The sequence below is a fragment of the Pseudomonas sp. AC355 genome, from assembly GCF_979258205.1.
In genome coordinates this window covers 1,470,765-1,483,806 of sequence record NZ_OZ409843.1, presented here as the reverse complement: position 1 = coordinate 1,483,806, position 13,042 = coordinate 1,470,765, and the positions used below count along the sequence as shown (strand labels likewise).

The 13,042-nt window shown below is 62.0% G+C and carries 15 protein-coding genes; 8 read left to right on the top strand and 7 right to left on the bottom strand.

The genetic code is table 11. The features are described from left to right. Nucleotides 1-242 precede the first annotated feature (242 nt). The gene (gene exaC, locus ACZ0AI_RS07060; protein WP_463565134.1) at nucleotides 243-1,763 is read left to right on the top strand and encodes an acetaldehyde dehydrogenase ExaC; all 1,521 of its coding nucleotides are present in this window, start codon (nucleotides 243-245) and stop codon (nucleotides 1,761-1,763) included. A 75-nt stretch (nucleotides 1,764-1,838) separates the two neighbouring features. On the opposite strand, the gene ACZ0AI_RS07055 is transcribed toward exaC, so the two are convergent. Continuing rightward, entirely contained in the window at nucleotides 1,839-2,804 is a 966-nt protein-coding gene (locus ACZ0AI_RS07055) for a LysR family transcriptional regulator (protein WP_463565133.1), read from the bottom strand. Nucleotides 2,805-2,910: 106 nt separating this feature from the next. Between ACZ0AI_RS07055 and ACZ0AI_RS07050 the strand changes: the two genes are divergently transcribed. After that, the gene (locus ACZ0AI_RS07050; protein ID WP_463565132.1) at nucleotides 2,911-3,666 is read left to right on the top strand and encodes a sulfite exporter TauE/SafE family protein; all 756 of its coding nucleotides are present in this window, start codon (nucleotides 2,911-2,913) and stop codon (nucleotides 3,664-3,666) included. On the opposite strand, the gene ACZ0AI_RS07045 is transcribed toward ACZ0AI_RS07050, so the two are convergent. Then, complete coding sequence (locus ACZ0AI_RS07045) at nucleotides 3,656-4,510, bottom strand: LysR substrate-binding domain-containing protein (protein ID WP_463565131.1); 855 nt, start codon at nucleotides 4,508-4,510, stop codon at nucleotides 3,656-3,658. The genes ACZ0AI_RS07050 and ACZ0AI_RS07045 overlap by 11 nt on opposite strands. A gap of 96 nt (nucleotides 4,511-4,606) precedes the next feature. Between ACZ0AI_RS07045 and ACZ0AI_RS07040 the strand changes: the two genes are divergently transcribed. The 3 genes from ACZ0AI_RS07040 (at nucleotide 4,607) to queF (ending at nucleotide 6,574) form a co-directional block, all read left to right on the top strand. Then, complete coding sequence (locus ACZ0AI_RS07040) at nucleotides 4,607-4,840, top strand: DUF1127 domain-containing protein (RefSeq protein WP_225831983.1); 234 nt, start codon at nucleotides 4,607-4,609, stop codon at nucleotides 4,838-4,840. A 140-nt stretch (nucleotides 4,841-4,980) separates the two neighbouring features. Further along, nucleotides 4,981-5,679, top strand: coding sequence for an orotidine-5'-phosphate decarboxylase (pyrF, locus tag ACZ0AI_RS07035; protein WP_225831986.1), 699 nt, complete (start codon nucleotides 4,981-4,983; stop codon nucleotides 5,677-5,679). Nucleotides 5,680-5,746: 67 nt separating this feature from the next. Beyond that, nucleotides 5,747-6,574, top strand: a complete 828-nt coding sequence (queF, locus tag ACZ0AI_RS07030) for an NADPH-dependent 7-cyano-7-deazaguanine reductase QueF (RefSeq protein ID WP_463565130.1) — start codon at nucleotides 5,747-5,749, stop codon at nucleotides 6,572-6,574. A gap of 55 nt (nucleotides 6,575-6,629) precedes the next feature. On the opposite strand, the gene ACZ0AI_RS07025 is transcribed toward queF, so the two are convergent. Together ACZ0AI_RS07025 and ACZ0AI_RS07020 are read right to left on the bottom strand one after the other, a co-directional pair. Further along, nucleotides 6,630-6,896: a DUF4404 family protein gene (locus ACZ0AI_RS07025; RefSeq protein WP_225831990.1), complete on the bottom strand. Its 267-nt coding sequence runs from the start codon at nucleotides 6,894-6,896 to the stop codon at nucleotides 6,630-6,632. A 121-nt stretch (nucleotides 6,897-7,017) separates the two neighbouring features. Beyond that, on the bottom strand, nucleotides 7,018-7,701 hold the full coding sequence (locus ACZ0AI_RS07020) for an HAD family phosphatase (RefSeq protein WP_463565129.1): 684 nt from the start codon (nucleotides 7,699-7,701) through the stop codon (nucleotides 7,018-7,020). Nucleotides 7,702-7,925: 224 nt separating this feature from the next. On the opposite strand from ACZ0AI_RS07020, the gene ACZ0AI_RS07015 reads away from it, so the two are divergent. Further along, the gene (locus tag ACZ0AI_RS07015; RefSeq protein WP_463565128.1) at nucleotides 7,926-8,627 is read left to right on the top strand and encodes an MlaA family lipoprotein; all 702 of its coding nucleotides are present in this window, start codon (nucleotides 7,926-7,928) and stop codon (nucleotides 8,625-8,627) included. 96 nt (nucleotides 8,628-8,723) lie between these two features. On the opposite strand, the gene ACZ0AI_RS07010 is transcribed toward ACZ0AI_RS07015, so the two are convergent. Further along, the gene (locus ACZ0AI_RS07010; RefSeq protein WP_463565127.1) at nucleotides 8,724-9,023 is read right to left on the bottom strand and encodes a PilZ domain-containing protein; all 300 of its coding nucleotides are present in this window, start codon (nucleotides 9,021-9,023) and stop codon (nucleotides 8,724-8,726) included. Between the two features lie 208 nt (nucleotides 9,024-9,231). On the opposite strand from ACZ0AI_RS07010, the gene rssB reads away from it, so the two are divergent. Next, nucleotides 9,232-10,416, top strand: coding sequence for a two-component system response regulator RssB (gene rssB / locus ACZ0AI_RS07005; protein ID WP_463565126.1), 1,185 nt, complete (start codon nucleotides 9,232-9,234; stop codon nucleotides 10,414-10,416). An 8-nt stretch (nucleotides 10,417-10,424) separates the two neighbouring features. After that, nucleotides 10,425-10,910: an anti-sigma factor antagonist RssC gene (gene rssC / locus ACZ0AI_RS07000; protein WP_042554198.1), complete on the top strand. Its 486-nt coding sequence runs from the start codon at nucleotides 10,425-10,427 to the stop codon at nucleotides 10,908-10,910. 61 nt (nucleotides 10,911-10,971) lie between these two features. Here the strand turns inward: rssC and tal are convergent, their stop codons facing one another. Continuing rightward, nucleotides 10,972-11,898: a transaldolase gene (gene tal, locus ACZ0AI_RS06995; protein ID WP_463565125.1), complete on the bottom strand. Its 927-nt coding sequence runs from the start codon at nucleotides 11,896-11,898 to the stop codon at nucleotides 10,972-10,974. 92 nt (nucleotides 11,899-11,990) lie between these two features. After that, nucleotides 11,991-13,001 (bottom strand): tRNA dihydrouridine(20/20a) synthase DusA, encoded by a 1,011-nt coding sequence (gene dusA / locus ACZ0AI_RS06990; protein WP_463565124.1) that lies wholly within the window; start codon nucleotides 12,999-13,001, stop codon nucleotides 11,991-11,993. Between the last annotated feature and the right edge of the window lie 41 nt (nucleotides 13,002-13,042).

Here is a 13,042-nt window from a genome sequence, read left to right as displayed (position 1 = left end):
CTGGCTGGATTGGCGCAATGTTCACTGAATCTTCCCAAAGGTACGCCGCGGCGAAAGCCGTAGCGAGCGTCTACCCTGATAGCGCCAGGCAACTGCGTGCTCTGCCGCGCCTCTCTGCGGAAACTGCCCGATTATCGGCATCCGCCGAAGTCCGTTCGGCGCGCCAAGCGCCATTCGAATCGAACCAAGACTTGTCTCTCGCCTCAGAGGACAGGCATCCATAAAAAGTAGAGGTAACTCACATGATTTATGCCAAACCCGGTACCGCAGGCGCCGTCATCACCCTCAAACCGCGCTACGGCAACTACATCGGTGGCGAATTCGTCGCCCCGGTCGGTGGCCAGTACTTCACCAACACCAGCCCGGTGGATGCCTCGGTGATCGGTGAATTCCCTCGCTCCGACGCCAAGGACATCGACAAGGCCCTGGACGCCGCCCATGCCGCCGCCGATGCCTGGGGCAAAACCTCGGTGCAGGATCGCGCGCTGGTTCTGCTGAAGATTGCCGACCGTATCGAAGCCAACCTCGAACTGCTCGCCGTCGCGGAAACCTGGGACAACGGCAAGGCCGTGCGCGAAACGCTGAACGCCGACGTGCCGCTAGCCGCCGATCACTTCCGTTACTTCGCTGGCTGCATCCGCGCCCAGGAAGGCAGCGCGGCAGAGATCAACGAACACACCGCCTCCTATCACTTCCACGAACCGCTGGGTGTGGTCGGGCAGATCATCCCCTGGAACTTCCCGCTGTTGATGGCCGCGTGGAAGCTGGCTCCGGCGCTGGCTGCCGGCAACTGCGTGGTACTCAAGCCCGCCGAGCAGACGCCGCTGTCGATCACCTTGTTCGCCGAAGTGGTCGGTGATCTGCTGCCGCCGGGCGTGCTCAACATCGTTCAGGGTTATGGTCGTGAAGCCGGCGAAGCGCTGGCCACCAGCACGCGCATCGCTAAGATCGCCTTCACCGGTTCCACCCCGGTCGGCTCGCACATCATGAAATGCGCCGCCGCCAACATCATCCCAAGCACCGTGGAGCTGGGCGGCAAGTCGCCGAACGTGTTCTTCGAAGACATCATGCAGGCCGAGCCGACGTTCATCGAGAAGGCCGCCGAGGGTCTGGTGCTGGCCTTCTTCAACCAGGGCGAGGTGTGTACCTGCCCGTCCCGCGCGCTGGTGCAGGAGTCGATCTTCGAGCCGTTCATGGTCGAGGTGATGAAGAAGATCAAGGCCATCAAGCGCGGCAACCCTTTGGATACCGAGACCATGGTTGGCGCTCAGGCTTCGCAGCAGCAGTACGACAAGATCCTCAGCTACCTGGAGATCGCCCAGCAGGAAGGTGCCGAGCTGCTCACCGGCGGCGCCACCGAAAAACTCGAGGGCGACCTGGCCAGCGGTTATTACATCCAGCCAACCCTGCTCAAGGGCACCAACAAGATGCGCGTGTTCCAGGAGGAAATCTTCGGCCCGGTGGTCGGCGTGACCACCTTCAAGGACGAAGCCGAAGCCCTGGCCATCGCCAACGACACCGAGTTCGGCCTGGGCGCCGGCGTGTGGACGCGCGACATCAACCGCGCCTACCGCATGGGGCGCGGCATCAAGGCCGGCCGCGTATGGACCAACTGCTACCACCTGTACCCGGCGCACGCTGCCTTTGGCGGCTACAAAAAGTCCGGGGTCGGGCGCGAAACCCACAAGATGATGCTCGACCACTATCAGCAGACCAAGAACCTGCTGATCAGCTACGACATCAATCCGCTGGGCTTCTTCTGAGCCGGGTGTCCAGCGCCAGCCGCTGGGCGTAACACCAGCAATCGTGAAAACGCGGCTTCGGCCGCGTTTTTTGCGTCAGTTGCCGGCGCCGCGCTGCAAGCTGCTTTGCAGGGGAATGTCCCAGGGCGGAATCGGCCCGAAGCGGTTCTTCAGAAACTCCAGCAGCAGGCGGCTGCGAGAGTCGGTATCGCGCTCCAGCCGCAAGGCATAGATGCCGCTGGGTTCCGGGGGCGGTAGGCCGTTCTCGCAAAACAGCGCGACCAGTTCGCCGCGGGCCAGGTATTCACTGACCAGCCAGGTGGGCAGATGCGCCACGCCGAGGCCGGCGAGCAGACTGAACACCAGGGTTTCGGCATTGTTGGCAGTCATGCGCAGGCGCCGGGGGCGGAACATCGCCAGCTTGCCCTGGTGCTCGAAGCGCCAGGCATACGCGGGTGCCAGGCCATCCCAGTCCAGGCCGTCGTGCTCCAGCAACTCGGCAGGTGTACGCGGCACGCCATGGCGTTCCAGGTAGGCCGGGCTTGCACAGACCACGCGTACCATCGGTGCCAGTGGCGTGGCGACCAAGCGTGTGTCGGCCAGCGGCCCGATGCGCAGCACCAGATCCACTTCGCCCAGGTGAGCGCCGTGCAGGTCGATGAAGCTGTCGATCAGCCGCAGTTGCACGTCGAGCCCCGGGTAGGCGGTCAGGAAGTCGGCAATAGCCGGGGCCAGGTGGCGGCGGCCGAACGGGGCAGGGGCATCGATACGGATCAGGCCTTCGGGGGCGCTGCTCAGCGATACCGCTTCGGCGCGCGCCAGGTGCAGCTCGGCGAGAATCCTTCTGGCCCGTTCAGCAAAGGCCAGGCCCGCAGGCGTTGCGCGCACCGCGTGGGTGCTGCGGCTGAACAGGCTGCAGTCGAGCGAGCGCTCCAGCGCATCGATGCGTCGTGACACCGCGGAGGGCGTAAGGGGATGCAGCCTGGCTGCAGCGGAGAAGCTGCCGCTCTCCAGCACGTCGAGGAACAGGCTGAGTTGGTCGGTCAGGGCATCTGGATTCATCGATTTTCCCGCTTTGCGTGACTCGCACAGCCATTATGCCGGGCTATGCGTTACCCCGCCAATCAGCAGCGGGTACGATGCGCACACCTCGCTCAAGGACTGCCCCATGGATCTGCTCGCATTCGCTCTCAATATCGTACTTGGCTTGCTGCTGGGCACCATCGGCGGGCTGTTCGGTATCGGTGGGGGCTTGATCGCGATTCCGGTGCTCGGGGTGCTGTTTGGGTTGGATCAGCAGTTGGCCCAGGGCACTGCGTTGGTAATGGTGGTGCCCAACGTGCTGCTGGCGCTGTGGCGCTACCACCAGCGCAACCGGATCGATCTGCGCCACGCCTTGGCGCTGGCCCTGAGCAGCTTCGTGTGCGCGCTGTTCGGCGCGGGCTGGGCCGTCAATCTTGACCCCGAGTCGATGCGCATCGCGTTCGTCGCGTTTCTGGTGGCGCTGGCCTTCTACAACCTGCTGCGCATGTTCCTGCGGCCGCCAGCGGCCTCCGGCCAGTTGCGCCACCCGTGGCCGTGGCTGGCGGTGCTGGGTAGCGGTTCCGGCCTGCTTGGCGGATTGTTCGGTGTGGGCGGGGCGGTTATTGCTACGCCGATTCTCACCAGTGTGTTCGGTACCTCCCAGGTGGTGGCGCAAGGTTTGTCGCTTGCCCTGGCAGCGCCCAGCACCGGCGTGACCCTGGCGACCTACGCCTTACATGGTCATGTCGACTGGATTCTGGCCATTCCCCTGGCGATCGGTGGGCTGCTCAGCATCAGTTGGGGCGTGCGGCTGGCCCATGCCTTGCCGGAGCGCCAGTTACGCATGCTGTTCACCGCGTTCCTGTTGGTCTGCGCGTTGATGCTCGGCATCAAAGCCTGAAACCCTCTACCACCTGCTCAGCCAGGGCCTCGCTAGCAGGGGAGCGGGTTTTCTCGTTGCGCAGCAGCATCACGCTGGCCATTGGCAGCTCTGGCATGCCTTCAGCGCTACCGATAATGCGTAGATCCGGGGTTACCAAGCTGTGCAGTTGTGCGGTGATCGCCAGTCCGGCGCTTACTGCGGCCATGATTGCCGAAAGGCTGGGGCTGCTGTAGGCGATACGATAATTGCGTGACTGCGCATCCAGTGCATTGCACGCCCATGATCGGCAGAAACACTGGCTGTTGAACATTGCCAGAGGCAGCGAGTCGAGTTCGTGCAAATGCGCGTCAGCCGCCTGAGCCCAGACCAGATGTTCCTGGCGCAGCAGTTGGCCGACTTCCATCCCGGGCTCACGGGTGACAATAGTCAGATCAAGATCCTGGCGTTGCAGCAGTGCGAACGAGGGCTCGCAATGCATCTCGACCTGCACCAGTGGGTAGGTTTGTGCGAAGCGCTTCAGGATGCCCTGCATGAACCGCATAACATAGTCATCCGGTGTGCCGATGCGCAGGCTGCCAACCATATGCGGCTCGCGCAGCGTACTGAGCACTTCGGTGTGCAGTTGCAGAATGCGTCGCGCGTAGCCCAGCAGGACTTCGCCTTCTGCTGTCAGGGTTACCTGGCGTCCCTCGCGTAGGAACAGTGCTCGACCAATCACGTCCTCTTCCAGGCGTTTCATCTGCATGCTGACTGCCGATTGCGTACGATTAACCACTTCGGCTGCTCGTGTGAAACCACCGTGATCGGCAATGGCGACAAGGGTGCGCAGCAATTCACTGTCAATCGTGGGGTAGTGCGCCATCCATCAATCTCCGAGATGTAATGCATAAGAAACATTCGTTGGATTGATCGTAACGCCAGTTGGAGACTGACGCCAATTCAACCGGAGTGCGATCAGATGAACAGTCACAAGGCATGTGCAGATTGTGGTGTTACAAAACGGCTGGAATGGCAATTAGCGCCTCGGCTGGTTCGCCTGATGGCCCGTATTCTGCGTTGGCGGCAGCTGGCGCGTGAGCGGCGGCAACTGGCTATGTTGAGTGATGCCGCACTGAAAGACCTGGGCTTGAATCGTGGCGAAATACTGCGCGAAGTCGGCCAGCCGTTCTGGCATGACCCGCTTGGAAAGTAGGGCTTTCGTCGTCTGTGCTGGCGATTGTCGCGCGTGATGGGTGGCAAGGGCGCTGTGCTGTTGCAATGGCAGTACAGCGCCAATTGGCGGCAGCTTGCGCTACAATACGCGCCGAATTTGGCTCGCTCGAGAATTGCCCCATGTCCGTTTGTCAGACCCCGATCATCGTCGCCCTGGATTTCCCGACCCGAGAGGCTGCGCTAGCGCTTGCCGATCAGCTCGATCCCAAGCTGTGCCGGGTCAAGGTGGGCAAGGAGCTGTTTACCAGTTGTGCGTCGGATATCGTCGCCACGCTGCGCGAGCGCGGCTTTGATGTGTTCCTCGATCTGAAATTCCATGACATCCCCAACACGACTGCCATGGCCGTCAAGGCTGCCGCAGAAATGGGCGTGTGGATGGTCAATGTGCATTGCTCCGGTGGCCTGCGCATGATGAGCGCCTGCCGCGAGACGCTGGATGCGTTCAACGGCCCGGTACCGCTGCTGATCGGCGTGACCGTGCTGACCAGTATGGAACGTGAGGATCTGGCTGGTATCGGCCTGGATATCGAGCCTCAGGAACAGGTGCTGCGCCTGGCTGCGCTGGCACAGAAAGCAGGTATGGATGGCCTGGTGTGCTCGGCCCTCGAAGCGCCTGCGCTCAAGGCAGCGCAACCGGCGCTGCAGTTGGTCACGCCGGGTATCCGTCCAGCCGGCAGCGCGCAGGACGATCAGCGCCGCATTCTCACGCCGCGTCAGGCACTGGACGCCGGCTCGGATTATCTGGTGATCGGTCGCCCGATCAGCCAGGCCGCCGATCCGGCTGCCGCGTTGGCCAAGCTGGTTGCCGAGCTGGGCTGATCGGCCCATCCATTCCTGTACGGCGGCGATCAAGCCGCCGCACCCATTGCCTTGCAGGTAAACCGTCATGCATTCCGTGGAACATTCGCCGCTAGGCAAGAGCAGCGAGTACATCGCCACCTATTCGCCCGAACTGCTGTTTCCCATCCCGCGAGCGGCCAAGTGGGCCGAACTCGGTTTGAGCGCAGACACCCTGCCGTATCGTGGCGTGGATTACTGGAACTGCTTCGAGCTGTCCTGGCTGCTGCCGTCCGGCAAGCCGGTGGTGGCGATCGGTGAGTTCAGCATTGCCGCCGACTCGCCGAACATCATCGAGTCGAAATCCTTCAAGCTCTACCTCAACTCGCTGAATCAGTCGGTGTTCGCCAGTGAGGCCGAGTTGGTGAGCGTGCTGGAGAGTGATCTGTCGGCCACGGCCGGCAAGCCCGTGGGTGTGCGGGTGCGCAGCCTGAACGAGGTGGCGCAGGAAGGTCTGGCGGTTCTGCCGGGAACCTGCATCGACGACCTGGACATCAGTATCAGCGATTACCAGGCTCCCCGTCCCGAGCTGTTGGCTTGCGATACGTCACGTATCGTCGAAGAGAGCCTGCACAGCCATCTGCTCAAGTCCAATTGCCCGGTAACTGGTCAGCCTGATTGGGGCAGCGTGGTGGTCGAGTACCGCGGCGCCGCGCTGGAGCCGGCGAGCCTGCTGGCGTATCTGGTCAGTTTCCGTCAGCACGCCGATTTCCACGAGCAGTGTGTGGAACGCATCTTTCTGGATTTGCAGCGCTTGCTGCAGCCCGAGTACCTGACCGTCTATGCACGGTATGTGCGCCGCGGTGGGTTGGATATCAATCCCTACCGAACCACGTTGGCGCAGTTGCCGGATAATCGGCGCCTGGTCAGGCAGTAAGCAATTAATAAAAAACCAGCCTGAAGAGGCTGGTTTTTTATTTGCGGCGTTGGCGTCAGATACCCATGTTGGCGAGGCTCTGCATGATATTGCGCAGGCTTCCAGCCAGGGTTGGATGGCTCACTTCGAAGCGCTCCACGGCTAGATTGACGCTATCGACCAGCGAGGCATCAGGTGTGGTCACTGGTTGAGCCGCCAGCTGCAGTTCGATGTCACGAGCCAGCAGCGAAAGCGACTCGCGGTCTTCCTCGTTTACCGGCGGATTCTGCGCCAGTTGCTTGTGCAGCTCTTCCAGTTGCTGCTGCAGATGGTTCGCAGGCATGGAGATTCTCCCTTTCTTGATAGGCAAGACAATTGACCGTGCGTCATGACGAAAGGTCATTACTTCGTCTTCAGGATAATCCCGCCTGCGCCATTGCGCCTGATCTGACGCAATGCCATCGCTAGGGTTTTTCGCCCTTGCTGCGGCGAATCTGCAGATCGTCCAGGCACGCGGGCAGGTCGGTCAACTGATCGATCACTGAATGGGCGCCGAGCCGGTACAGCGCCAGGGTCGCATCGGCGCGCAGGCGATCACGTTGCATTGCGTCGAGTATTTCCCAGTCGCAGAGGGCATGGCCGCCCAGGGATCCGCAGGCGGCCAGGCCGACCGTCCACAAGCCCGCATTCAGGCCCGCCTGCAGCAGGCGAGGTTCACCGCTGACCAGTACGCAACCATCCAGACGATCGATCTGCAGCGTGCTCAACGCCTGCCAGCAGGCATCAGGGGCAGGCCAGCTGCGCTGCGAGCAGGCTGGAGAGGCCACCAGCCATTCGGGTAGCTGGCTCGTCAGTTTCATGGCGAGGGTTTCGGGAAGTTCGTCCAGCCAGGCGCAGGGCACGCGTTGTTCACGCAGGCTGCGCAGGGTTGCCAGAGCGCCAGGCGTCGGCTCGGCGCAGCTCTCCAGCTCCCGCGGGCTGGCGGCTTCGAATGCACGCGTCGGGCCGCCAGCTTCACGGATCAGCGTCAGGTGGCGAGTGCCGACCAACGACGCGCTGCGCGCGCCGAAATCAACCAGGCAGCCGGACAGACCGAACAGCACGGCGGTGAAGGAGGGGGTAACTGCGGAGAGCGCTGGCTGCGGCATGCGATGTCGTTCCCTGGCTATTATCGCGCTTACCATGACAAGCCAATATGACGATGGCGTGACGGCAGTGAGCGGCCCGACGCCCGGCAAACGTCAGTGATGTGAAGTGGCTCAGGGTCGGGTAGGGTGGCCGGGCATCGGTGCTCTGCCTATTGCCCGCTCGCGGCTTTATACTACGCCGCTGCTGCCGGAGAGACCGTGCTCATTAGCCTAGGAGAACAGTAATGCGTGTGATTGGATCGGATTTGATCGGGAGCTTTGGGCGAATGCTGGCCTGTGCCGGCCTGATGGTGCTGCCGCTCGCAAGTCAGGCGGCGACGGAAGACCCTTGGGAGTCGTTCAACCGCCCCGTCTTCCGCTTCAACGATACCGTCGATACCTACGCCCTCAAACCCCTGGCTCAAGGCTATCAGGCCGTCACGCCGCAATTCCTCGAGACCGGTGTGCACAACGTGTTCCGCAACGTGGGCGATGTCGGCAACCTGGCCAACAACCTGCTGCAGGGCAAGGCTCACGACGCTGGCGTGGATACCAGCCGTTTGCTGCTGAACACCACCATCGGCGCTCTCGGCTTCTTCGACGTGGCCAGCCGCATGGGGTTGCAGCGCAGCGATGAAGACTTCGGCCAGACGCTCGGCGCCTGGGGCGTTGGCAGCGGCCCGTATCTGGTACTGCCGCTGCTCGGGCCGAGCTCGCTGCGCGATGCGCCGAGCAAGATCCCGGACAGCTTGCTGACCCCTTATCCCTATATGGATCACGTGCCGAGCCGTAACGTCACCCGTGGCATCAACGTGGTCGACACCCGTGCCAGCCTGCTGGATGCCGAGCGCATGATCAGTGGCGACAAGTACATCTTCATCCGTAACGCCTATCTGCAGAACCGTGAGTTCCGCGTGCGTGACGGTGAGGTGGAAGACGATTTTTGATGGCAAGGCGCTGATGTCGAGAGCCGGCTAGTCGCGCTCGAAGGCAGAAGGCGTAACGACGCGATGGAGGCGGGCTCCATCGCGTTACAGCGTGTTTCAGTTCATCGATATCACGGCCAGACCGAGAATCTGTCGGCCACCTTCCTGGTTGGTCACCCGCACCACTTCCGCTTCGGTTTCCAGCCCCTTCAGTTCGTCGTGCCCGGAAGGGATCAACACGCGCACCTTATCTCCAACCTGCACGTGGCACTGCGCCTCGAGCTGCATGCCAGTGCTCGACAGATCGCGGCACAATGCCGGGATTGCCTGACCGCCATGGTGGAGCGTCACCTGGGTTTCCAGGCGCATGCGAATGTAATCGCGCTTTTCCTCGTAATCACGATCACTTTGGCTCATCAAGCTATCCTCATTGTGGTAGGGCTCTGCTGCGGTTCTTATAACCCTCACTGATTTCAGGTGTAAAGTCGCTCGGTCGCGAACGGCGCCTGTTGAATCGTGTTGAGGATGGGAGTACCGTCTGCGCCTTGACGCGAACCGTGTACCCGCGCAGGTTGTTGGCTGCGTTTACGCTAACCATCCCCGGCGCAGTTTGCCTGGACACCCCATGCACAAAACCAGTGCCACGTTGCTGCTGATCGATGACGACGAAGTCGTCCGCGCCAGTATTGCAGCCTACTTGGAAGACAGCGGCTTCAACATCCTGCTCGCCGGCAACGGCTCGCAAGGTCTCGAAGTGTTCGAGCGCGAACGGCCGGATCTGGTCATTTGCGACCTGCGCATGCCCCAGGTCGATGGTCTCGAGCTTATCCGTCGGATCAATGCCCTGGAAATCTCCGCGCCGATCATCGTGGTTTCCGGTGCCGGGGTGATGACCGACGTGGTCGAAGCCTTGCGCCTCGGTGCCGCCGATTACCTGATCAAGCCTCTCGAAGACCTCGCCGTGCTCGAGCACTCGGTACGCCGTGCGCTGGATCGCGTGCATCTGCGCCAGGAGAACGAGCGCTACCGGGAAAAGCTGGAAACCGCCAACCGCGAGCTGCAGGCCAGCCTGCACCTGCTGCAGGAAGACCAGAACGCCGGGCGCCAGGTGCAGATGAACATGCTGCCCGTCACGCCCTGGGAAAACGAAGGGCTGTCGTTCGCCCATCAGATCATTCCCTCGCTCTACCTCTCGGGCGATTTCGTCGATTACTTCCGTGTTGACGAGCGGCGTGTTGCGTTCTATCTGGCGGACGTTTCCGGTCACGGCGCCTCTTCGGCATTCGTCACCGTGCTGCTCAAGTTCATGACCACGCGCCTGCTCTACGAGTCGCGGCGCAATGGCCTGTTGCCGGAGTTCAAGCCGTCGGACGTACTCGGCCACATCAACCGTGGTCTGATCAACTGCAAACTGGGCAAGCACGTGACCATGCTGGGCGGGGTGATCGACGAAGAGCACAATCGCCTGACCTACAGCATCGGCGGCCATCTGCCGCTGCCCGTGATGTACAGCGGCGGCGAAGCCCATTATCTGGAAGGCCGTGGTTTGCCCGTCGGCCTGTTCAAGGAAGCCGATTACACCGATCTGGTGATCGACCTTCCGGAATCGTTCAGCCTGACTCTGTTGTCGGACGGCATTCTCGATTTGCTGGACGGCGACACCCTGCAGGAAAAAGAAGCCTTGCTGCCGAAACTGGTGAGCGAAGCAGGTGGAACCCTGGACGGGTTGCGCAGCGTGTTTGGACTGGCCAATCTGGCGGAGATGCCGGATGATATCGCCTTGCTGGTGTTAAGCAGGAACCTTGCATGAATCCTGGGATAAGCCCCGGTAGAATCCAGTTTGCCGAGCAGGACGGAACCTTCGTCCTGAAGTTCATCGGTGAAGTGCGCCTGACCTTGTGTTCGGCGCTGGACTCCACGATCGAAAAGATTTTCACCGCGCTGAATTTCTCCGCCATCGTCATCGACCTGACGGAAACGCGCAGTATCGACAGCACCACACTAGGGCTGTTGGCCAAGCTATCGATTCTGTCGCGGCAGAAGGTTGGGCTGCTGCCAACGGTGGTGACCACCCACGCCGACATCACCCGTCTGTTGCAGTCGATGGGCTTCGATCAGGTGTTCAACATCATCAACCAGCCCTACGAGTGCCCGGACTGTCTGGCCGATCTGCCGTCGCAGGATCAGTCGGAGGACGTGGTGCGTGCTCGCGTGCTGGAAGCGCACCGGATTCTGATGGGCTTGAACGAATCGAACCGCGCGGCCTTCCATGACCTGGTCAGCGCCCTCGAACAGCATCCCTGACCGCTGATTGCTGCCGAGAGCGGGGCGCCGATAGAGTCGGCGCCCCGTTTTCATTTCAGGCTCAGATGTTGGCTGTCAGCAGCTTTTCCAGTTTTTCCTGATCACGGGCGAACTGGCGGATGCCTTCCGCGAGTTTCTCGGTGGCCATGGCGTCTTCGTTCATTTCCCAGCGGAACTGGCTCTCGCCGATGTGCGTTTCGCTCTGCCCGGAAATCTCCGCGCTGAGCTTGCGCTGCAGCGGGCCATTGTCGTCGGCCAGTTGCTGCAACAGCTCCGGGCTGATGGTCAGGCGATCGCAGCCGGCCAGCTGTTCGATCTGGCTGATGTTGCGGAAGCTGGCACCCATGACCACGGTCTTGTGGCCGTTGGCCTTGTAGTAGTCGTAGATGCGCGCCACGGACTGCACGCCCGGATCTTCGGCACCGATGTAATCGCGGCCTTCGGCCTTCTTGTACCAGTCGTAGATACGGCCCACGAACGGCGAGATCAGGAAGGCGCCGGCATCGGCGCAGGCGCGCGCTTGCGCGAAGGAGAAGAGCAGGGTGAGGTTGGTCTGCACGCCAGCCTTTTCCAGCTGCTCGGCAGCGCGGATGCCTTCCCAGGTGGAGGCAATCTTGATCAGGATGCGCTCGCGGGTGACGCCGGCTTCTTCATACAGCTCTACCAAGCGCCGGGCACGGGCCAGGGTCGCCTGGGTGTCGAAGGACAGACGGGCGTCCACCTCGGTGGAGATGCGCCCCGGAATTACCTGCAGAATTTCCCGTCCAACGGTCACGCCGAAACGGTCGCTGGCCAGATCGACATCGCCCTTGCTGGCACTGACCGCCTGCTTGAGCAGCTCGGCATAACGCGGCAGGGCGGCAGCCTTGAGCAGCAGGGAAGGGTTGGTGGTGGCGTCCACCGGCTTGAGGCGGGCGATAGCGTCGATGTCACCGGTGTCGGCAACCACGGTGGTGAATTGCTTGAGTTGATCCAGCTTGGAGGTCATGGCGGGGCCTTGTCGATTCGCGGTGCCATGACCTTACCTGAGCATCATGTAGTGCTCAACTGGTGGCACAACAGGTCGCTTTCGGCGACCCGTTAGCGGCCCTGTAGAAGTTCGGCAGCCTGGTCGAAAATGGCCAGCGGCTGATCGCTCTTGTGGATGTCCGCAGAAAGCAACTGGCGGAAGCGGCGAGCCCCTGGAAAGCCCTGCGCCAGGCCGAGCATATGGCGGGTGACGTGGTGCATCAGGCCGCCGGCAGCCATGTGCCGTTCGATATAGGGGCGCATGACCTGCATGGCTTCATGCCGGCTGATGGGTGGCCGTTCGCTACCGAACAACTGCCCGTCGACCTCGGCCAGCAGGTAAGGGTTGTGGTACGCCTCACGGCCAAGCATCACGCCATCGAAGGTCTCGAGGTGCTCCTGGCAGGCCTGCAGGGTCTTGATCCCGCCGTTGAGCACCAGCTCCAGCTCGGGGAAGTCCTGTTTCAGCTGCGCGGCGATGTCGTAGCGCAGCGGCGGCACTTCACGGTTCTCCTTGGGCGACAGGCCGGAAAGAATGGCGATCCGTGCGTGCACCGTGAAACTGCGGCAACCGGCGTCACGCACCTGGCTGATGAAATCGCAAAGCGCCTCGTAACTGTCACGCCCGTCGATGCCGATACGATGCTTGACCGTCACGGGAATGCTCACCGCATCGCGCATCGCCTTGACGCACTCGGCCACCAGCGCCGGATGGGCCATCAGGCAGGCGCCGATCATGTTGTTCTGCACCCGGTCACTGGGGCAGCCGACATTCAGGTTTACCTCGTCGTAGCCCGCCTGCTCGGCAAGCCGCGCACAGGCCGCCAGATCGGCCGGATTGCTGCCGCCCAGCTGCAGCGCGAGCGGGTGCTCGGTTTCGTCGTACTGCAGAAATCGGCGGGTATCGCCATGCAGCAACGCGCCAGTGGTGACCATTTCGGTATACAGCAGCGCGTGCTGCGACAGCTGGCGCAGAAAGTAGCGGCAATGATGATCCGTCCAATCCATCATCGGCGCCACGGAAAAGCGGCGGGAGGGCTGAGCGCCCGTATTTACTGGATTTGAGGCTAATTCTGAAGGCATTGGCTCATGTCGTTTCAGTGCTAAAAAAGGCTATTTTTGGC

What these genes read in the sequence shown, in the direction of transcription:
- exaC (WP_463565134.1), top strand. Translation starts at nt 243, where the DNA reads ATGATTTATGCCAAACCCGGTACCGCAGGCGCCGTCATCACCCTCAAA.
- ACZ0AI_RS07055 (WP_463565133.1), bottom strand. Translation starts at nt 2,804, where the DNA reads ATGAATCCAGATGCCCTGACCGACCAACTCAGCCTGTTCCTCGACGTG.
- ACZ0AI_RS07050 (WP_463565132.1), top strand. Translation starts at nt 2,911, where the DNA reads ATGGATCTGCTCGCATTCGCTCTCAATATCGTACTTGGCTTGCTGCTG.
- ACZ0AI_RS07045 (WP_463565131.1), bottom strand. Translation starts at nt 4,510, where the DNA reads ATGGCGCACTACCCCACGATTGACAGTGAATTGCTGCGCACCCTTGTC.
- ACZ0AI_RS07040 (WP_225831983.1), top strand. Translation starts at nt 4,607, where the DNA reads ATGAACAGTCACAAGGCATGTGCAGATTGTGGTGTTACAAAACGGCTG.
- pyrF (WP_225831986.1), top strand. Translation starts at nt 4,981, where the DNA reads ATGTCCGTTTGTCAGACCCCGATCATCGTCGCCCTGGATTTCCCGACC.
- queF (WP_463565130.1), top strand. Translation starts at nt 5,747, where the DNA reads ATGCATTCCGTGGAACATTCGCCGCTAGGCAAGAGCAGCGAGTACATC.
- ACZ0AI_RS07025 (WP_225831990.1), bottom strand. Translation starts at nt 6,896, where the DNA reads ATGCCTGCGAACCATCTGCAGCAGCAACTGGAAGAGCTGCACAAGCAA.
- ACZ0AI_RS07020 (WP_463565129.1), bottom strand. Translation starts at nt 7,701, where the DNA reads ATGCCGCAGCCAGCGCTCTCCGCAGTTACCCCCTCCTTCACCGCCGTG.
- ACZ0AI_RS07015 (WP_463565128.1), top strand. Translation starts at nt 7,926, where the DNA reads ATGCGTGTGATTGGATCGGATTTGATCGGGAGCTTTGGGCGAATGCTG.
- ACZ0AI_RS07010 (WP_463565127.1), bottom strand. Translation starts at nt 9,023, where the DNA reads ATGAGCCAAAGTGATCGTGATTACGAGGAAAAGCGCGATTACATTCGC.
- rssB (WP_463565126.1), top strand. Translation starts at nt 9,232, where the DNA reads ATGCACAAAACCAGTGCCACGTTGCTGCTGATCGATGACGACGAAGTC.
- tal (WP_463565125.1), bottom strand. Translation starts at nt 11,898, where the DNA reads ATGACCTCCAAGCTGGATCAACTCAAGCAATTCACCACCGTGGTTGCC.
- dusA (WP_463565124.1), bottom strand. Translation starts at nt 13,001, where the DNA reads ATGCCTTCAGAATTAGCCTCAAATCCAGTAAATACGGGCGCTCAGCCC.